Origin of the sequence: Rummeliibacillus suwonensis, from assembly GCF_007896435.1 — a bacterium.
Taxonomy (GTDB): Bacteria; Bacillota; Bacilli; order Bacillales_A; family Planococcaceae; genus Rummeliibacillus; species Rummeliibacillus suwonensis.
The window spans coordinates 113,016-132,701 of sequence record NZ_VCBL01000004.1; the positions used below are offsets into that span (position 1 = coordinate 113,016).

General features: G+C 35.8%; 14 protein-coding genes and 1 rRNA gene. 5 read left to right on the forward strand and 10 right to left on the reverse strand.

Going from position 1 to position 19,686, the window contains the following annotated elements; genetic code table 11:
* Positions 1-16 precede the first annotated feature (16 nt).
* On the forward strand, positions 17-1,603 hold the full coding sequence (locus FEU33_RS17055; protein ID WP_186731470.1) for a PucR family transcriptional regulator: 1,587 nt from the start codon (positions 17-19) through the stop codon (positions 1,601-1,603).
* A 268-nt stretch (positions 1,604-1,871) separates the two neighbouring features.
* On the opposite strand, the gene FEU33_RS17060 is transcribed toward FEU33_RS17055, so the two are convergent.
* The 6 genes from FEU33_RS17060 to FEU33_RS17085 all read right to left on the reverse strand — a co-directional run bounded on the left by FEU33_RS17060 (position 1,872) and on the right by FEU33_RS17085 (position 10,209).
* Complete coding sequence (locus FEU33_RS17060) at positions 1,872-3,188, reverse strand: hypothetical protein (RefSeq protein ID WP_146550686.1); 1,317 nt, start codon at positions 3,186-3,188, stop codon at positions 1,872-1,874.
* Between the two features lie 707 nt (positions 3,189-3,895).
* A complete protein-coding gene (locus FEU33_RS17065) occupies positions 3,896-4,564 on the reverse strand; it encodes an ankyrin repeat domain-containing protein (protein ID WP_146550687.1) in 669 nt (222 codons plus the stop codon).
* Positions 4,565-4,597: 33 nt separating this feature from the next.
* The gene (locus FEU33_RS17070; RefSeq protein ID WP_146550688.1) at positions 4,598-5,215 is read right to left on the reverse strand and encodes an NAD(P)-dependent oxidoreductase; all 618 of its coding nucleotides are present in this window, start codon (positions 5,213-5,215) and stop codon (positions 4,598-4,600) included.
* 943 nt (positions 5,216-6,158) lie between these two features.
* The gene (locus FEU33_RS17075) at positions 6,159-7,457 is read right to left on the reverse strand and encodes a M48 family metallopeptidase (RefSeq protein WP_146550689.1); all 1,299 of its coding nucleotides are present in this window, start codon (positions 7,455-7,457) and stop codon (positions 6,159-6,161) included.
* Positions 7,458-7,540: 83 nt separating this feature from the next.
* Positions 7,541-8,188 (reverse strand): SIMPL domain-containing protein, encoded by a 648-nt coding sequence (locus FEU33_RS17080; RefSeq protein ID WP_146550690.1) that lies wholly within the window; start codon positions 8,186-8,188, stop codon positions 7,541-7,543.
* An 812-nt stretch (positions 8,189-9,000) separates the two neighbouring features.
* Complete coding sequence (locus tag FEU33_RS17085; RefSeq protein WP_146550691.1) at positions 9,001-10,209, reverse strand: MFS transporter; 1,209 nt, start codon at positions 10,207-10,209, stop codon at positions 9,001-9,003.
* A gap of 145 nt (positions 10,210-10,354) precedes the next feature.
* On the opposite strand from FEU33_RS17085, the gene FEU33_RS17090 reads away from it, so the two are divergent.
* The 4 genes from FEU33_RS17090 to FEU33_RS17105 all read left to right on the forward strand — a co-directional run bounded on the left by FEU33_RS17090 (position 10,355) and on the right by FEU33_RS17105 (position 14,366).
* The gene (locus FEU33_RS17090; RefSeq protein WP_146550692.1) at positions 10,355-11,086 is read left to right on the forward strand and encodes a YetF domain-containing protein; all 732 of its coding nucleotides are present in this window, start codon (positions 10,355-10,357) and stop codon (positions 11,084-11,086) included.
* A 474-nt stretch (positions 11,087-11,560) separates the two neighbouring features.
* Positions 11,561-12,124 carry a GNAT family N-acetyltransferase gene (locus tag FEU33_RS17095; RefSeq protein WP_146550693.1) on the forward strand — a complete coding sequence of 188 codons (564 nt, stop codon included), beginning with the start codon at positions 11,561-11,563 and terminating at the stop codon, positions 12,122-12,124.
* A gap of 494 nt (positions 12,125-12,618) precedes the next feature.
* Positions 12,619-13,512: an EamA family transporter gene (locus tag FEU33_RS17100; RefSeq protein ID WP_146550694.1), complete on the forward strand. Its 894-nt coding sequence runs from the start codon at positions 12,619-12,621 to the stop codon at positions 13,510-13,512.
* A 74-nt stretch (positions 13,513-13,586) separates the two neighbouring features.
* A complete protein-coding gene (locus tag FEU33_RS17105) occupies positions 13,587-14,366 on the forward strand; it encodes a FixH family protein (protein WP_146550695.1) in 780 nt (259 codons plus the stop codon).
* 67 nt (positions 14,367-14,433) lie between these two features.
* Here FEU33_RS17105 and FEU33_RS17110 read toward each other — a convergent pair whose 3' ends face one another.
* The 4 genes from FEU33_RS17110 to rrf all read right to left on the reverse strand — a co-directional run.
* Positions 14,434-16,566 carry an MMPL family transporter gene (locus FEU33_RS17110; protein WP_146550696.1) on the reverse strand — a complete coding sequence of 711 codons (2,133 nt, stop codon included), beginning with the start codon at positions 16,564-16,566 and terminating at the stop codon, positions 14,434-14,436.
* Positions 16,567-17,239: 673 nt separating this feature from the next.
* On the reverse strand, positions 17,240-18,337 hold the full coding sequence (locus tag FEU33_RS17115) for a DUF1648 domain-containing protein (protein ID WP_186731471.1): 1,098 nt from the start codon (positions 18,335-18,337) through the stop codon (positions 17,240-17,242).
* A 12-nt stretch (positions 18,338-18,349) separates the two neighbouring features.
* Positions 18,350-18,730: a GntR family transcriptional regulator gene (locus tag FEU33_RS17120; RefSeq protein WP_146550698.1), complete on the reverse strand. Its 381-nt coding sequence runs from the start codon at positions 18,728-18,730 to the stop codon at positions 18,350-18,352.
* Positions 18,731-19,593: 863 nt separating this feature from the next.
* Positions 19,594-19,686, reverse strand: a 5S ribosomal RNA gene (gene rrf / locus FEU33_RS17125); the annotation flags it as partial.

The following is a 19,686-nucleotide window of genomic DNA, read 5'->3' on the forward strand; positions in this document are numbered from 1 at the left end:
GATGGGGGGATTTTTCATGCAATATACTCTAAAGGATGTCTTATCAAATAAACTATTTTCTTCTGCCAAATTATTATCAGCAAACAAAATCGTTTCTTCCCAACTCGTTGAATCTGTTTCAGTAATGGAAATTCCTGTTGAAGATTTTGTAAGAAAAAATGAGTTTGTTTTAACAACCGCTATTGGTTGTGATGGTAGTCCAGATTTGTTTCTTAATTATGTTAAAGATATATATACTTCTGGCGCAGCTGCAATGGGTGTAGCAATTGGTAGACATGTTCAATCTATTCCAAAAGATATTATTGAGTTTTGTAATAAAAAAAACTTTCCAATCATTGAACTCCCTTGGGAAATACGTTTCTCTGATATCACCAAAACGATATTAGAACAAATTAACCACTGGGAACAAACTTCTATAATACAAGCAGATAATATTCAAAGAGAACTTCTCAGACTATACTTAGAACATCAATCTTTTGAAAAGGCCGTACATTATTTAATGAAAGAATTCCAAATGGATGTTGAATTGACCTATGATGAAGTTTTTCAAGACTTACATGATCATGGAAAAAGTATTTCTTTAGATAAAGAGGAACCCTCCATCATACGTTTTCATGATGGTCATTTTATGCAAGTAGTTCCTATCCATCTTTCAAATAAAAATCATTGTTTTGTTTTGATTAAATCAAAAAAACTAAATACTCCCCCTATCCCTTGGCTCGTATTAAATCAGTCCTCTACAATCCTAACTTTATGGATTCAAAAAGAGCTTACCTTGTTAAATAATAAGCAAAAAGAGCTGAAGGAATTTCTTAAATGTCTATTGAATGGGAACTGGGGTGATAAAGAAGATTTTATCCATAGAGGAGAGCAGTTAGGATATAATATGAACCTTTCTTACGTTTGCATTGTTGGACATCCTGAAAAACCCGAAGAATTTTACAGTATTCATCGAGAAAATATTGATAATCATTTTCCTAAAATTTTCAGACAATCATTTTCCGAATTAATTGAATCTTCTTCCAAAAAACTGAATAGACAGATTATTTATACATTTCAAAGAGATAGTATTGTTATATTTTTAGAATGTAATACTATAGAATCCAGTCGTAATGCAAACCATCTATTAGATATGATTGATGCAAAAGTAGAACAAAAGAAAATACCTGCTATCTCCTGGGGAATTGGTGAAAATCATGCAGGCAAATTAACATTTCATTTAAGCTATAAAAATGCGAGAACGGCTTTAGAAATTGGTCGAAGTCATAAAGGAGTTGGATCAAGAAGTACTTTTGCAAGTACAGGTATTTACCAATTATTAATCTCCCTTTCTAATAACACGTTTGCAACAGAACTCATGCATTCAACAATTGGTGCAATTATAACGTATGACCGTAACAATGGACTTGACCTGTTACATACACTCTCTTCCTATATCTATCATCAAGGGAATGTAAGCCAAACAGCAAGGGCACTTTCACTGCATCGCCAATCATTATTATATCGTTTGCGTAAAATTGAATCTCTAACAAATCGTTCTTTAAATGATCCTGATGATATTTTTTTATTGCAATTTTGTTTAAAATTATGGACAGTACGATAAAGACTCTAAAGGAAGATTGTCCCCTAATAGATTTAGAACATCGCAGTTGATACTAATTGGACAGTCTTCCTAAAGTCATTTGCATTTTTAAGTAATATATATCTGCTTAGTAGCATCTCATCTATTTGAAAATTTTGCATAATTACAATCTGTATGAGTAGAGAAATCGTTCATATACACATTATTTTTTCTGTTATATAAAATAAAAACCGTGAATACACACTACATGTACTCACAGTTTCAATTTGAAAAATCTTTCTAATATAAGCTATTCAACTATTTTTGCTGTAAAAATCATAGATGGCTGAGCTATTATCTTTTCAATAAACAGGTTCCAATCCTCTATCATCGTATTAAAATGAAAGACATCTGGCTTGCCTGCGGGATAAGTGATGGATTCTGCATCTTCGTAGAACTCATTCCAATCATTTTGTTTTTGATAACGTTCAAGTGGACTTCCTATTTCTACTTTTTTCTGAAAAGCAGCAAATGCGGCAGGTATCACTTCTAGGAAAATGGCCTCGATGTTTTCTTTTCGAGTTTGACTGCGCATTTTACTCGCCCAATCTAGGACAACCGCTCCATCCAATTTTGCATACTTCTTATTTTGACGCGTATAAGGATAATGTTTGGCTTCTTCCTGGCGCTTATTAATATCTTCTATTTTATAAGTAGTAAAAGATTGATAAACTTTCAACAGTTTCTCTTTTAGATTTGGAGACAAACCATCTTTACGTGATAAAACTTCTAATTTCATACCTAAATAACCTAATTCGATTCCTAACTGTTCTTCACTAATAGCCGTTGATTTTTGATAAATGAGCCATTTATGGGCAGATTGATAAAAAGCTCCTGCTGCCGCTAGATCAAGTGGCGTATATAAACCTTCCGGCACATAAATACATTGTGTATAAATCTTTGAAACAGCTAACCGTAGAATATCTCCCATAAAATACGAATCCCGTTCGAGCCATTCATCTTTTGTACCTTTAATATTGGCATAGTCTGGATTAATACTGATAAATTGTTCATATTGCTGTATTTTACGTTCATATAAGCCTTTAATCGATTGGCGTATCAGTTCTTTTTCTCCAGCAATCTCGTTCAGCTCAAAGAATGTGCCAACTGTATCTACATAAGCATTAGAAAGTCGAGCAAATCCGCGTCCTAAAATATTATGCAATTTTTCAAGTTGCACAATTTTTTCTTTCCCCTCAAAATCGCGATCAATCCGCGCCTTATACGTAATATATTCAGATGCCAAATAGTTAATATGCTCACTAATGGCAGCTATCCTTTCAAAGGACACACCACCTCTCGCACTAACATTAAATTCAACCATCTTCCAAAATATTTCTTTTGGTAAACCATTTGATTCAATTTCTTTCTTTGTTAGCGCTTGTACCTTCATCCACTTATTTGCAGAAAAATGTTGAGGTATTCTCTTTTCAATATCTATTTTATATTGTTCTTTTAATTTCCCTATTATCTCAAAAAATTTACTATGTGAATTTGTTTTGTCATTTTCAATATCATAGTTATCGAATGATACCGAAGATAAAGGCCAATTCTCATAATTCTTCATAACCTTTTTAGGGGCCCCCTTTATAAAGTGAAACTTTAATCAGTGGGGGTTTTCTTCATCCCCACTGAGCTAGAGGAACTCAGATTAAAAGCACCATGTCCTGCGGCAACACCTGAGTGACCAACATCTTGTTGGCCCGAACCAATCGGGCGCATGCGGCAGTTGATCTCCCCCTACCTTCTTTACTTTCGCTGAATTTTGAGGCGGGAGTATTACTGCCGTTAAGGCGGGATAAAAGTTACAGACCAAATTGAATGTTATGACGATTAAAATCGTTATGCCTATTCTATCAATAATTATTACATGAAACTAGAGAATTTTTTATTTTTATACTAAAAAACAAGCAAATTTCACAGTTTTTCAACTATTTTGTTGGTCATGCTATATATAGCACAATACAAAGCTACATAAAATTCCAGAAAATTCGTTCTAATCTAAGTAGATTCCACCCCATGAGGCTCTTCTTCATCCGCACTGGATGTTTTGCGCCAATTAGACTTTCACAGGCCGTCACTTATTCTTTTTGAAGCAATGAGCTTACGGCAGAAAAAAGACACAGATGTCCTCCTTTTATGGGCAAACCACCATAAAATTCCATCTTCATGGTTTTTCATGCTTCAATTCCATTCTAAAAAGTAGAGATAAGCAAATTCTTTTCTTACTAATGAGTTAAAAGATTATTGTAGAAGAAAATTTTTTAGACAGTGCTAATAACCATACTTTTTCAATAAATACTCGATTTCTTTATAGCCTAACTTTTCTGCATGTTCGATCGGTGTAACGTCGTCCTTATCAGCAATATTTGGATTAGCTTTATGTTGCAATAATAATTGGACACATTGTTGATAGTTTTTACTACCATCGCCTAAAATGATCGCTTCCAATAATGCTGTCCATCCCAAATTGTTGATATGATTGACATCTACTTTGGTTTCATTTAATAACCAACGTAAGGCTTCAACATTGCCATGTTCAGCAGCTGATATCAATGCTGTATTACCATAGCGATTCGTGATGTTTGGATCAGCACCAGCCTTAGTCGTTAATTTTAGAATGTCCCAATAACCTTCTGCTGCTGCATATAGAAAAGGTGTATTTTGCATATCATCAGGAATATTGACATCGGCACCATTAGAGATTAGCACTTTGGCAATTTCTATATCATTATTATACGTGGCAATCATAAGAGGCGTACGGCCCCTATCATTATGCTGATCTAAATTTTCACCTAATCGAATCAATTTTTTTACTGCATGTAAATCCTGTTGATGAACAGCATTCAATAACGTTTGTTTGGCATCTTTGTTTTTTGTATATCCAACTAACGCAAAGCCTAAAGACAATGCGATCATTGCAGCTTTATGACTTTTTTTCATGTGTTTCCCTCATTCCCCATCTGCTTTAGTCCATTAATATGCAAGCCCTACTCTTATTTGTAAAAATTGTTTCTTGAAACATTCCTCATAAGCAAATTTGGCAGTATCACCTACAGTAATTTTTTCTCCGTTTAAAGGTAGTTGATTTTTTTCTATTCTGTATATTCCTGTTGCTTCCCCATCCGGTAAATAGGTTGGACATATAATCGTCCATTCTAAATCCGATTCCTTTAACATTTGAAATGCTTTCGCATGCTCTTCTGCAGCAAATGTCTTTTTTTGCCTTGATTCATTTGTTTGAAACCGAAATTTTCCCGGTTCTCTGCGGCTATTTAAAATTCCTGCCGTGCCTATAGTGACGATTCTTTTTATATGATGTTTCTTCATAGACGAAATAATATGCGGCATACCTTCTGATAAGGTAGTTGTGTGACAAACACCAAGTGTACTAATCACCATATCGGCATCATCAATTGTTTTTTCAACATCATTGTTATGCAAAACATTTCCCTTTATAATGGTTAAATGCTCATTTTCATATAATTTTGTTGGGATACGAACAAGTGCTTTTACATCATACCCGTCTTGTAATGCCAGCCGAACAATTTCCCCGCCAACTCTTCCCGTTGCTCCGAAAATAGCTAGCCTCATCTATAATTTCCCCTTCCAGCTTCTTTCTAATCATTATTTTATCATTTGATATTTTGGCTACAAAGAAAAGAACGTATAAACTACGGTCTATATTACTGTGGAATCCATTATGTACACATGTTAAATGTACCAACCAAATATCAAAATAAAGTAAAACTCCATCCGTGGGGGTTTTCTTCATCCCCCACGGATGGTTAGCTGAACCAATCGGACTTTTACGGGCAGTTCATCCCCCATCTATCTTTCTCGTTTCTCTCTATATCTTGAGATGGGGGTCTTACTGCCCGTTAAAGCGGGATAAAGCATAGCTAACGTGGAAACGCTTTCTGATATGGGGATAGGCATACTTTTGCGTAACCGTGTGAAATATTTTCAGCAATCCTAAAGACGTTTGTTCATTCCCCTAAACGCTTGTAATCCCTTTAAACTATTTGAAAATATGACGACTAACATAACGACCCCAAAAAGAGTGAAGAAATTTTTGTGAAGATAAAGTGAATCTCCAGACAATGAGAATTTTCTTCCTCATTGTATATGAGTTGAAACGATTGGACTGGGCTTTTCCACCCACTTATCCTCCTGCTTTCTGTTTGGTCTTGAAGTAGGAATCCTGACTGTCTATTAATAAAGAAAATAAAAAATACTTGAACTATCTATTTAAATTATACATTATTCTCTTCTAGTTTATATTTAAATGCCCTATAAAGCTTATAATTTCTTCGTTATTATTTTGATTATCGTCATAAAATTGTTACAAAGAAAATGGCATACTATCCTGTTGGGGGCATTTATACAAATTTCAATAACAACATACTATAAACTTGGGCATAAGCACAAATTACTGCTGGCTTTGCTTACTAAACAGAAACTCCTAAATGCGCAAGGCAAAATGGCATAAAAAAACTGCTCATGAGTTGCATCAAGAACTCATGAACAGCTTGCCTTATTTTCCTTTCTTTCTCTCTTCCTTTTTCTCTTGTTCTATATTTGGGTTATCCTTATAAACGCTATATATTCTTTCCAGCATCGGAGGATGTGTATAACGGAACCATTTTACAAGTATTGGCGGATTGACTTCACTTAATCCTGCCTTCGTTAACTTTTGGAAGGAAGACACAGCTGCCGCATGATCTCCTGTCAACTTGATGGCATACTGATCCGCCCTAGATTCCTGATACCTTGAAAAATAGTTGGTTAATGGGCTCGCTGCAAATAGTAAAAACGAGGTAATGAGTAAGAATAACGGGATCGAACCAATATCGCCTAGTTTTTTGATTTTTAATACTTGGCCATAACGCGTGATTATCCAGCGCATGATTTTAGAAGTTAACCACAAACCAATGAATGTTAATAATATATAGCCAGCCATTCCAAAGTAAATATGTTTTTCAACATAATGCCCCATTTCGTGTGCCATGATAAATAGAATTTCCTTATCTGTTAAACGGTTCAATGTCGTATCCCAAAGCACTATTCGTGAATTGCTGCCGATACCTGTAACATAAGCATTGAGGGCGTTCGTCTTTTCAGCCATATTCACTTCATATACATGGTCTGAAGGAATTTTCGCTTGGTCAGCTAACGCCAGAATTTTTGCTTCTAATTCTTTATTTTGTAATGGATAAAAATCATTATATAATGGATCAATAATAACTGGTTGTACAAACATGACAAAAATAGAGAAAGGAATTGATAACAACCAAGTGTAGAACCACCACTTCTTCTCACTTTTTTTCATAAGTCCATAAATAACTGACATCACAACAATCGACATGACATAATTAACGCCAAGGTCGACTAGACCATCCCTCATCCAGGATGGAAAAGTTTGTGTACTAATTCCATAGTCTTTACTTAAATAATATTTATAATATTCCAAAGGCCACAACACGATATACATCAGTAAAGACAGCCAAAATACATATATGATAGTTTGAAAAAGCGTTGTTTTAGCCCGTAAAGTGGCCTTTTTTTCAAATAGCCGAGAAATCCCTAAAAGTAAAATGAAAGCATAAATCAGCCATTCGAGTGGTGTTGCGACAAAGAAAAGAAAATTTCTAATTTTTGAAAAATCCTCACTTAATAATAACTCATGTGGACTCATAAACACCGCCGGATCTGCAACGGTTCCTTTTAATACTTCTGGAATATCGCCGCTTCCACTATGGAAAATATAAAAGTACATTCCTACAGCATAAACTCCAAATAACATAAGAGTTATTATGCCTATTTTTTTTGCCATGTCATCTCCACCCTTGTTCAGTCTGTCCTATAGAATAGTGTAATCTTCAGAAAAAAATATAGAACTAATTTATTGCATAATGATCAATATTGAAATTTCACTCTTAACACAGCATTAATCATAATAAGCCCTTGTTCAATTGGCGTGGTTACATTCTGAGCCGCCATAGCTGTTTTGTATAAAGCAGGCTCTACCATACTTTCTTCTACAATTTCAATAGGTTGGGGAGGCATATGTAAATGCATGGTCTCCGCTATAGTATTAGCTTTCATTTGCGCATTTTCGTAAGCTAGTATCAAAGCTCTCTGATAATAAAGGTCTGGATTTTCTATTTTAAATTGAACGCCTGACACACCATTTGCCCCATTTTTTACTGCCGTATCTATTACGATGCCCACTTGATTCATATTTCTTACTTTTACTTCAATAGCGTTTGTTACTTCATATCCTCTAAAAAGTTGTTTTCCATCAATGTAATCATATTTTGGTGAAATCGTATAAGCGGCTGTCTGAATATCCTCTCGCTTCACACCTAATGACAAAATCGACTGGATCACTCGATGAGCAGTTGTTGCATTTTCCTTTGTGGCCTTACTTACCTCCTGCCCCTTTGTCACTACCTCTACCTGCAGTTGAGCATAATTGGGAGCAGCTGCTACATTTCCACGACCCGTAACTGTTATGACACGCGTTGAGTCATATGGCAGTTGATGAACATTTTGATAATACACAGGATTCCACCTTCCATATTGTTCATACTGCTTATCCTATGCTTTTTTCTATAAAAACTTGCCATTCAGGTCGTAATTGACTAAAAATAATGGATGCTAGAGTATTGTGACTTAACTTGGGTTCGACTTTGATGAAAGAGATATATTTTTACAGGAATGTTGATTATCCAATTTAATCCATAAAAATAGGGTAATTCGTTGATTTCCGCTCCGACTTGCTCGCTTTCCTGCGGGGCGAATGCTGGGGGCAACAGGATGTTGGTCACGGAGTCGTTGCCACAGGACGTGGCGCTCTTAGACTCCGTTCCTTAATCGCTACGCTGTGGGGTCTTCATCTATTCGCTTTTCCCGCGGGACATTGAATTGACTTCCTGAATCCACATCGCACGAAGGAAATGTGCATGCATTTTCGAGGACTCGAGCAAGCCTCCGCTCCAATCTATATAAATGGTCCTAAAAATACAGGGGTTTTCAAAAATTACGCCAAACGGACACCCCTAATTTTTGTAAAATCAACACGCGTGACATTTTTATTTAAAATGAAACCTCACATAGTGAAGCGGTTTTCCACTACTTGAATCTATTGAGCCTTTCTTAGGCAAATTGATCACATACTTGCATTTTGAAATGGGCATCTTCCTTCACGATCATACGTGAAAAAAAGGACCGCTTGAAAGGCAAAAAGTACAATTCAGATGCTGAATTGTACCCTTTTAAATGATCGACTTTCATTCTAAATCTGTTTTTTCCGCGGAGACTATCGCTTCCGCTTCGATCCTATCTAGCTTAAAATCATTATCAATCATTTTTCCCTATGCCATTATTTTATGATCTTTAGGGAGCCAAAATGCGACAAATGCAAATAGCGGTAACACTGAGATCACAATCATGGTATCCAAAACGCCAAAGCTATCCATCAACATACCAATGACTACGGAACCAATAGCTCCCATACCAAATGCAAGCCCTACTGTTAGTCCCGCCATTGTTCCAACTTTACTAGGTACTAACTCTTGTGCATAAATAACGGTTACAGAGAAACTTAGCATGATGAAGAATCCAATAATACCTAGAAAGATCACAACCAACCATAGAGGTATATATGGTAGCAATAGTGCCAATGGCATTGGAACTAAGAATGATAGTAAAATAACACTTTTTCTACCTATTCGATCTGCCATCGGACCGCCGAAGAACGTCCCAATCGCACCAACTGCAAGGAAGATAAAAATAAAGATTTGCCCTTTTTGAATCGTTAGATGATATTTATCCATTAGATAAAAAATATAAAAATTCGTCATGTTCGTCACATAAAATGAACGAATAAAGATAACAGCCATTAATAAACTGATGGCTACGCCAACTTGCTTTTTCGTTAATGTAGGTAAATTTGAAATTAATGTCTTTTTCTTTTTCGTTAATCGTTCTTTTTCTAATTGTCCTTTATACCAATTAGAAATACGTGCTAATAGAAAGATGCCAGTAGCCGCAACGATCAAGAACCACGCCGCACCTATTTGACCAAATGGTACAAGCACAAACGCACTGATTAAAGGAGCTAATGCTTGTCCTGTATTACCACCGACTTGATAGATAGACTGGGACAATCCACGTTTTGATCCAGCAGCCATAAAACTAACCTTTGAACCTTCAGGATGGAAAATAGCCGATCCTAATCCTAAAAAGATAACAGATAAAAGGATGAACCAATAATTGGATGCAACAGAAATTCCCGCTAAACCAACAAATGTACATGTCATTCCTAATGGCAGGGCATATGGCTTTGGATTGCGGTCACTAAAAAAACCGACTACCGGTTGCAATACAGAAGAAACCATATTTAATACAAATGTGATAAATCCAAGTTGTGTAAATGTTAAACCTATTTCTTTTTCTAATACTGGGAACATTGCAGGTATGACCGCTTGCAACGTATCATTGAATAAATGACAAATGCCGATTGCCACCATTATTGGGTATATGGGATTCGCTAAAGTCGGCCTTGCTACTGTCGTTGACATGTTAAAATTTACACTTCCTTTATAATTCTGAATAAATTAGTGTATTCATTATAACAATATTTCGATAAAATTTATTATTTTATATGAGAATATCCTCTTTTTTAATGTTCATACTAAGCTCGATTAGAAAGAGGAGTGAAAAAATATGGAAAACTTCTTTGAAATAAATTTCTGGGAAATGATGCTGAGAACAACCATTTCCTTTATCGTATTACTTTTCTTAGCACGTATACTCGGAAAAAAACAATTAAGCCAACTTACATTTTTCAATTATATCACTGGTATTACGATTGGTTCCATTGCAGCTGAAATTGCTTCTCAGCATGAGACACCCTTTATTGATGGTTTGATTTCACTGATTTGGTGGTCCATTTTAACATTACTCTCCAGCCTCATATCACTTAAATCTTCAAAACTACGCGGAATAATTGATGGAGATCCGACGATTGTTATCAAAAATGGAGAATTATCCGTTCAGGCCTTAAAAACCTCAAAGCTCCATATGGATGATCTTTTAATGCTGCTTCGTGAGAAATCAGTTTTTTCAATCCAAGATGTTCACTACGCCATCTTAGAAACGAACGGCGAACTAAGTATTTTGATGAAACCAGCAGAACAATCTGCTACTAAACAGGATGTTAAAGCAGATGTTTCAATTCCACCACATATTCCTACAGAAGTTGTAAATGATGGGAAAATTGTACGAAAAACAATGGAAGAACTAAAACTAACAGATGAATGGTTAATGAAAAAGCTAAAGAAACAAAATATCCAAGATCTACAAGATGTCTTTTATGCACAGCTCCAACCAAATGGATCATTGTATATATGTACTAGAGATGAAAATAAAGCTGCAAATAATGATAAAACTCAATGATTTTGTCCAGTTTCACCATCACTAGTTACTTCGACTATTTGTTGAATACTATCGAAATTTTGTTCATCAAAAACGCAAGAAAAGCGAAAATTCCCCAGGAAATACTTGTTCATTCGTCATATTTTTCTTAATGAATGCCATTAAGTCAGCAAAAGATACGCTACAACATCAAAAAATAGCATGCTAGGATATGGTCAACACCTCTAGCATGCAAACGGATAAAAAATACAACAAAAGCAAAGACATCAGATTAAAAAGTAAGACATGCATATTCCTTACCCAAAGAAAGTTTAGCGAGTTTTACCTCATTATAGTTGAATGTTTTAAAAAATTTTTTAACAAACCTTTTTAATTTGCATAAGTTTTAAGAAATAAAATTTGAAGAATACCTTTCTGAACTCAGCACATTATATCTAATCTCAGCAAATCCTTCTTTTCTTTGCTATACTAGCTTCTGAAGGAGATTGATAAAAAATGGATATAACTGTAAGACCTGCGCAATTAGCGGACGCACCATTTGTTGCACCTTTGATCATCGATGCTATTGATGAAATTGCTAATCGCCTTACAGGTGAAGATGAATCGCAAGCTATTCTTCGTTCACTAGAAGAGCTCTTCAAGCGTACAGATAACAGACATTCCTATCAAAATACTTATATTGCTGAAATCGATAGTGGAATCGCTGGTATAATGGTCATCTATGGTGGTGACCAAGCACCAACTCTAGATAGTAACTTAGAAAAATGGTTAGCAGTTAAGGCAGCCGATGTGCAAACCATTGAAGTTGAAGCACGACCAGATGAATTCTACATAGATACCGTCTGTACCGCTCCCCAATATCGAGGACATGGAGTCGGCACTACCTTATTAAAACATGCAGATATCATCGCCAAAGAAAAAGGATACCAAAAAATTTCTTTGAATGTTGAAAAACAAAAAGTGCGTGCGCGTCATTTATACGAAAAGATGGATTTTATCTATTCAGAACCTTGGATGATTATAGGTGAAGAATTTGATCATATGGTAAAAAAAGTATAATAAACAGCCAGACATTCAATTACTCAATATTCGTAATAAAGTGAAGCTTCCATCAGTGGGGGTTTTCTTCATCCCCCACTGAGCTAGAAGAACTCAGGTTAAAAGCGCCACGTCCTATGGCAACACCTGAGGAACCAACATCTTGTTGGCCCAAACCAATCGGACTTTTACGGGCAGTTCATCCCCCATCTATCTTTCTCGTCTCTCTATATCTTGAGATGGGGGTTTTACTGCCCGTTAAAGCGGGATAAAATCTTATACCTTATGCGCCATTCCAAACAATTTTTGTTTAGAATGGCTTCGCTATGCCTGATTTCTTTATTTTCCACAAAAAAATCCAATCTAGTAAAATCCCTTTTTTAATGAAGATCCTACAAATTCCTTTTTGAAAAACAAATGTCTTATTATTTTGTAAAAATTGCCTTTAAAGCTAACAAAATTGCCTTTCGTGGTATAATTATTTTTTGGGGTTTTTATACATAGGAGTGGAACGAATGAACAAAAATTTAATATACCCATTACTTATTGTTATAGGATCAAGTTCTTATGGGATTTTATCAACAATTATAAAAATAGCTATGAATCACAGCTTTGAAACAAAAGAAGTGGTCACAAGCCAGTACTTTATAGGCTTTTTATTAGCTTTCATACTATTGATCATTACTCAGCGTTCTTTACCTAAGCTAAATGGTAAAGACTTTTTAGTAATTATGCTTTCTGGTTTACTGACAGGAAATACAGGGATCGTCTATGGACAAGCTGTTCACTATTTACCTGCCTCACTAGCTGTTGTGATGCTCTTTCAATTTACATGGATAGGTTTATTTTTAGATTGCATCATCCATCATAGACATCCAACGCGTATTGAATTATTTTCGCTTGTCTTCCTTGTAGCAGGTACCATTTTGGCAACAGGTATCTTAGATGTAGATTTGACTGGCCTTGATTGGCGCGGTTGGGTATTTGGTTTAGCATCAGCACTTAGCTTTGCTTGTTTTATACAATTCAATTCTAGGCCTGTTAGTGGCATTACAACGATCGGTCGAATGACAATGATGTCTTTCTTTGCCATGCTCGTTGTTTGCACCTTCCAAAAGCCTGACATTATTATGAGTGGGAAATTATTTGAATCCGAGCTTCTTTACTTTGGGTTGACTCTCGGATTTTTTGGAATCATATTACCAATTTTGTTATTTACGATCTCCATTCCTAAAGTCGGTGGAGGCCTAGCATCTATTTTAAGTGCAACAGAATTACCAGTTGCTATTATCACCTCTATAATCGTACTGCATGAAAAACTGACCATACTGCAAGTAGGTGGGATCCTATTTGTATTAGCTGGCATGATTCTACCAATACTTTTACAAAAAGATCGGCAAGGCAACTAGATTTCACACTTATTTCGCAAATTCTTTTTTCCTTTTTGTTACAATGATGGTGCAATTAGAAGGGAGTTTTTTTGATGAAAAAAATCGTGGTATTGCTAATAGCATTAGCGACTTCTACAGTTCTTGTAGCCTGTAACAATCACAATGACCATTCAGCAAATGGCACTAAAAAAGAAACACAGCCTGTAAAAGCCACTTTAATCGCTCCTGAAGAGGCAAAAATCGGTGATAAAATTAAACTTAAAATAACTTTAACTCAAAATAGCAAAACAATTACCAGTGCAAAAGATGTTGCGTTTGAAATAAAAAATAATGATACAGATACTGACCAAATGATAACAGCAAGGCTAAAGAATCATTCTTATGTGGCTTCTTATGAAGTAAAAAATATAGGAAAATATAAAATCACTGCTCATGTTTCTACTAAAAGCGGCGAACATATCATGCCAAATACAGCTATGACAGTAGCAGATTCCTCTACTAATTCCGAACATGCTGAGCGTAAGAATCACGAAGCTACTACTGAAGCTGCTACGGAGGAACATGAACACCATCACGATGTAACAATTACTTATAACCATCAACGTACCGCTACAAAGGATAAAGAAATGACTTTTAATGTCTCTTTAAAATACGATGGGAAAGCATTATCTAGCGCAAATGTCCGCTATCAAGTTCTTCCACAATTTGATGGAGGTCACCCCACCTGGATTACATTGAAGGAAACCTCAAAGGGTACATATGAAGGGAAACATACATTCACACATGCAGGAAAATATCAATTGAAGTTACATGTTGAAAACGATAAAGGTCTCCATGCACATGAAGTGAAAGATTTTATTGTGAGAGAATAGTCCTTATTTTTAAACATTCCTTGAAAAGCCTGTGTAGAAGAAAAATTTCCATACAGGCTTTTAACTATCATTCTGCACCATGCTTTATTTTTTGGGGCCAAAAGCTAAATTTACCAAGAATCACGATTAACGCTGGAATTACGACTGGTCGTACGAGGAATGTATCCACAAGTATACCAATTGCAACAGCAAAACCAAAAGCACGAAGTTCCATGACCGGTTGCGTGATTAACACTGCAAATGTGGCCGCTAAGATTAAACCTGCGGACGAAATCACACCACCTGTTTTTCCTACCCCCTCGCGTACTGCATCCTTTATTGGCAGATGCTCTTGTTCTTCACGAATACGTGAGATCAACATAATCGAATAGTCAACACCAAGCGCCACTAAAAACACAAATGTATAAAGTGGAATACGATAACTGATTCCTGAATAACCAAGTAAATCCTGGAAGAAGAATACACTAAACCCAAGAGCTGCTCCATAGGATAATAAAATTGTTGCCATCATATAAACAGGGGCCAATAGTGAACGAGTCTGAATACCCAGCATAATCACGATTAATACAGTCATCAAAATAATGATACGAATTTCATCTCCATGACTGGCTGCACGAATATCTGTGTTTTGAGCCGTTTCACCAGCAATTAGCATCTTCGCATCATTAATATGGCTATCACTTAAAATTTGTCGTGAATCTTTACGAAGTTTTTCAATATCATCAAACGCTTTTTCTGTATAAGGATTATGATTCAAGACTAGATTAATCTTCACGACATTTTGGTGATTTTCAGCATATGGATTTCCTTGAATTTCCGCCTTATTGACACTCTTTTGGTCATTTAATTTTTCTACTAATGTAGTGATTTGCTCAGTAGTTAAATCTTCCTTCGCTTTTACAATCACCGTACTTGGAGCAATTTCTCCTGCAGAAAATGCATCATTTAAAACATTATATCCTTGAATAGAAGACATTTCTTTTGGGAATGAATCCAACAAGTTAAATGAATAATTGACATGTCTGATCATCAACGCAAACAACACTAAAACAATGATAATAGGCGTCATCGCAATCCATGGCTTTTCAGTTATAAAACGGCCAAATTTATGCCAGAATTTTTCTTTGTCAGCATGTTTTATAGCCCGTTTACGTGGGTTAAATGGCCAGAATGATTTTTCGCCCGCAATAGCAAATAATGCCGGCATTAAAGTTAAACCTGCAACAAGTATGAAGGCAACGGCTATAGCAAATATTGGTGCAAAAGCACGATAAGACTCGTATACAGCCAAAAATAATGTAAGCATACTTAAAAATACTGTACCCCCACTAAATACAATGGGTTCCTTTACAAAATTCAAGGCATTTTTCATGGCTTCATCTACATGTAGCCCCTTCTCAAGTTCCTCACGAAAACGAGAGAATAATAATAATGAGTAGTCAGTAATGACCGCAAATAACAGGATCATCATAATCGATAAAGACTGCCCATCAATGGCAAACCAATCCGCTTTTCCCATCAAACCTAACAAGCGATCTACAACAGCGTATGTAATACCTGCACCAATGAGTGGAATAAACGATAGTAACGGAGAACGATAAATCACAATTAAAATAACAAATATTAATACAACTGTGCATAAAATCAGCACCACATCTGCTTTAGAGAACATTTCATACGTATCTGCTGCAATGCCGGCGGGACCGGTAAAATATGTTTCCAAATTAGAAGGTTGTTCTTTCGCAACTTGCTTTTTTAGATCATCCATTGTTGTTTTGATCATTTTATTTTCCAGTCCCTGTGGAAATAAAACCGGTAAAAAGAAGGTTGTATGATCTTTTGAAAAGAAGGAAGCACGTGCCTGCGCTGACATTTTTGAAAGAGGTACCACCGTAAAATCTTTGTCGGCATCTGTCACGGCTTTTTCAATATTCAGCATTGCCTTCTGAACATCTTGCTCCTTTAAACCATTCTTATCATGAACAACGACAAACAATGGAACACCTTCAGATGAAGGAAAATATTCTTTTAAAGCCTTTTCAGCTTGAATCGATGCATCTCTTTCAGGAAGACCTGAGTTTTTGTTTGGCGATGTTACCTCTTTCGCATGAGGTGCAATGCCGGATAGTGCTGCAGCAACAATAAGCCAAATCAGTAAGATGGCAAACCATCTTTTTTTCTCTTTCAATATTTTCATCATTTCACTACTTTCTATTAGAATCCTCTTTAAATATGGAGATGATCATAGGCCAAAGCTTATCATCAAAACAGGACCGCCAACTACCATGAAAATGTATCATTCATAATGATAATACGTGTTTTGGATTCAAAATCCTTCTTTTAAACTTAAAAAGCTTATGCTTATTATTATCTATTATTAAAGTTTTGAATACTCTCATCCCATTCTTTCTCTATTATAACGAAAGAGCGAGATGTACTATTATAGCCACTCTCTCTTTTTTATCAATTATCACGTGTGTTGATTTTACAAAAATCAGGAATTACTTGGTGTAATTTTTGAAAAACCCTGTATTTTCAGGACCATTTATAAAGATTGGAGCGGAGGGTTGCTCGACTCCCGCAGGAAAACGAGCAAGCCTTCGCTGCAATCAACGAATCTCCCTATTTTTATGGATTAAATTGGATAATCAACACGTCTGATCAATTAATTAATATGTTTATTCCGATTAACAGGTAGTTAAGCACTTCGGGACGTAAGGAAGCAAGAGGAGAAGCGAAGAAATCAACTATCTATGAAAGATGATTTGTTCATGCCATACACAATGTAAAATAGAGAAACTCCCCACTGAGTGAAGTTTCACTTGTATACTGTGTTCGTATGCCCCCATGTTATTTATCTAAAATATCATTCATTATGAAAAATACGCTATAAGCAATATCAGAAGAAGTGGTCCGAACAGAATAACATAGCTCATAGGCCTTGCAAAATTAATGGTCCAACCAATTCCAAATCTTTTTTCTACAAACAAGGAGGGATCCTCTTTATTGAAATACATCAATCCTCCCTTCCAATAACGATCATCATCTATATCCATAATACCCTCCTTCAGATTAGAAGAATATCCTTCCTTTTCTAAACGGCTAACTTTAAAGGTAAAAATAATACTGCCTACAAATATCACTGCTATAAAAGTTATAAACATAGCCAGCATTATATTTTGCCCAATAATATCATGATGAATGGTCGTCAATTGCAAAAAACTAAATAAGATCGTAATGAGAAAAGCGGTTAAAAACATAAACCAGCTTGTATACTTTCTTTTTTTGATTTGATTAAAAGCTGACCTTTGCATATTAAAAGCACTGATTTTAATCCCTGAACGCTTTGTTCCCTCAGATATTGCAACGAACATCGCTTGCATAACAAGCATAACAAGCGGCAAAGAGATAACAGAAAAGCGATTTTTCTCTGTAAAGGCATCTGGTTTGCCATTTGGTCCCCAATGAGTCGGAATTTGTTCTGGGAGTATAGGGTATTGATAATATGTGTAAATAATTAGGATCAATGAAACAAATACTAAACTGATAAAATAAGAAAGTGGCAACATTCCATCTTGACCACTCAATGATGTGCTTGCTATCTTTACTTCTGTTAAATCTGCTCCCCATTGCTCCTGCCGTTTTTCTTTCTGGAGTTTGTAATGGAAATAAGCATAGAATAGCAGACTAATCAAGATAAAAAACAGGATAGTACCAATTCCAACGACAACTTGAAGATCCTCATTATAGTTAATGTGTAACGCCCATATAGAATAACTGATCAACAGTATTAACCAAATGATAAACATGGCAATACTATAAATTTTCTTGGTCTGTTTAACTACATGATGATGAATAAATGAAGCAGGTATTGTGACACCAAATATTATGGTACGCTTCAACATATATGGTATAAATATTTGCATAAGTCCTATCAAGCCAAACATGGCGATCGAAATCCAAAAACCCATCATGATACCCTCCTAATATAATGTTTTCATCAATCTTTTGATCAATTTCTCAAAATCGTTCATTCCTAATCCTTGAACAATACCTTCTGCTACAACAGGCCGCAGCATTTTTTCCATATAGTCTAATTGCTCAGCATTAGCGTTTCCCATCTTACGAGGAACATTTACGATAGCACCTGACTTCGGAATAATTGTAATTAAACCCTTTTTCTCTAATTCATGATAGCTTTTATTAACCGTATGCATATTAACTCCTAAGTCTGCTGCAAGTGTTCGTACGGAAGGTAGAGATTCACCTGGTTCTATATCCTTATTGACAATACCTTCAATGATTTGTTGCGTTAATTGTATATAAATAGGAGTATCCGAATGTGGTTGAATTTGAATAAACATCTAATCACCCCAATCTGTTCTACTTGAATTATAACAAATTCCATCCAAGAGTAGAACAAAATTGTGTAAAAAATAATGGTCGGATAAAGTTTCAGTCGTATAAATATTATTTATATTTTCCACTTAACAGGAGAGGAAAATTTTCTTCTCAGCATTAGACTAAAACCATAGCTAAAATCGAGTAGGAGGCTAACCATTAGTTGATTAACCGACCTCTCACACCACCGTACGTACGGTTCCGTATACGGCGGTTCAATCCCTTAAGTATCTCCTTCCAGATACCGTCTTGTTCTTTCATTTCTATGGTTGTTTTCCCTACACGCTTCCCTATATTCTTCGTTTCCAACTGTTCCTTCTATGGCTAGCTATCTTTCGGTCTTTACCATGATATTTTCTGTGTTTTCGCGGGATTTTCAACTTTTCCATGTTTTACAAGACTGTAGATTGTTCGGTCCTTCATTTCTTTTAAAAAACTAGTATGACCTCTGCTGACTTCTCATGATTCATCAAAATATCACTAATTCGATTGTTATATCAATAACCCTCATGAGACCTCCCCGGGTAAGGATGATGACCTTCTCATGTAACTGCTCTATTTACTGTATGGATCTCGGGCAGTATTGGGCTTTGTTTTGAGTTGCAAACTTACCCCTTCCCATTCAGCCTTTTATATAGTTTCTGTTCGTCAGTTCGAGAATTTGCGTCCGGCTTCCTTCAGATTCCACGTCACCATGGACACCCTTGCCATTCGCTAACAGTTCCTACTGCCAAGCCTGTAGTGGACTTTCACCACCAAATAATCATCCATGCCGGGCGCACAGCAGAAAAAAGCACAGTTGAATAATCAACTGTGCTTTATGTACGCCTAGCAACGTCCTACTCTCGCAGGGGGACAGCCCCCAACTACCATTGGCGCTCAAGAGCTTAACTTCTGTGTTCGGCATGGGAACAGGTGT

Excerpts from the sequence above, each read along its gene's own strand:
- FEU33_RS17085 (WP_146550691.1), bottom strand. The coding sequence starts at position 10,209 with ATGTCAACGACAGTAGCAAGGCCGACTTTAGCGAATCCCATATACCCA.
- FEU33_RS17055 (WP_186731470.1), top strand. The coding sequence starts at position 17 with ATGCAATATACTCTAAAGGATGTCTTATCAAATAAACTATTTTCTTCT.
- FEU33_RS17105 (WP_146550695.1), top strand. The coding sequence starts at position 13,587 with ATGAAAAAAATCGTGGTATTGCTAATAGCATTAGCGACTTCTACAGTT.
- FEU33_RS17115 (WP_186731471.1), bottom strand. The coding sequence starts at position 18,337 with ATGGGTTTTTGGATTTCGATCGCCATGTTTGGCTTGATAGGACTTATG.
- FEU33_RS17095 (WP_146550693.1), top strand. The coding sequence starts at position 11,561 with ATGGATATAACTGTAAGACCTGCGCAATTAGCGGACGCACCATTTGTT.
- FEU33_RS17120 (WP_146550698.1), bottom strand. The coding sequence starts at position 18,730 with ATGTTTATTCAAATTCAACCACATTCGGATACTCCTATTTATATACAA.
- FEU33_RS17100 (WP_146550694.1), top strand. The coding sequence starts at position 12,619 with ATGAACAAAAATTTAATATACCCATTACTTATTGTTATAGGATCAAGT.
- FEU33_RS17075 (WP_146550689.1), bottom strand. The coding sequence starts at position 7,457 with ATGGCAAAAAAAATAGGCATAATAACTCTTATGTTATTTGGAGTTTAT.
- FEU33_RS17060 (WP_146550686.1), bottom strand. The coding sequence starts at position 3,188 with ATGAAGAATTATGAGAATTGGCCTTTATCTTCGGTATCATTCGATAAC.
- FEU33_RS17110 (WP_146550696.1), bottom strand. The coding sequence starts at position 16,566 with ATGATGAAAATATTGAAAGAGAAAAAAAGATGGTTTGCCATCTTACTG.
- FEU33_RS17065 (WP_146550687.1), bottom strand. The coding sequence starts at position 4,564 with ATGAAAAAAAGTCATAAAGCTGCAATGATCGCATTGTCTTTAGGCTTT.
- FEU33_RS17070 (WP_146550688.1), bottom strand. The coding sequence starts at position 5,215 with ATGAGGCTAGCTATTTTCGGAGCAACGGGAAGAGTTGGCGGGGAAATT.
- FEU33_RS17090 (WP_146550692.1), top strand. The coding sequence starts at position 10,355 with ATGGAAAACTTCTTTGAAATAAATTTCTGGGAAATGATGCTGAGAACA.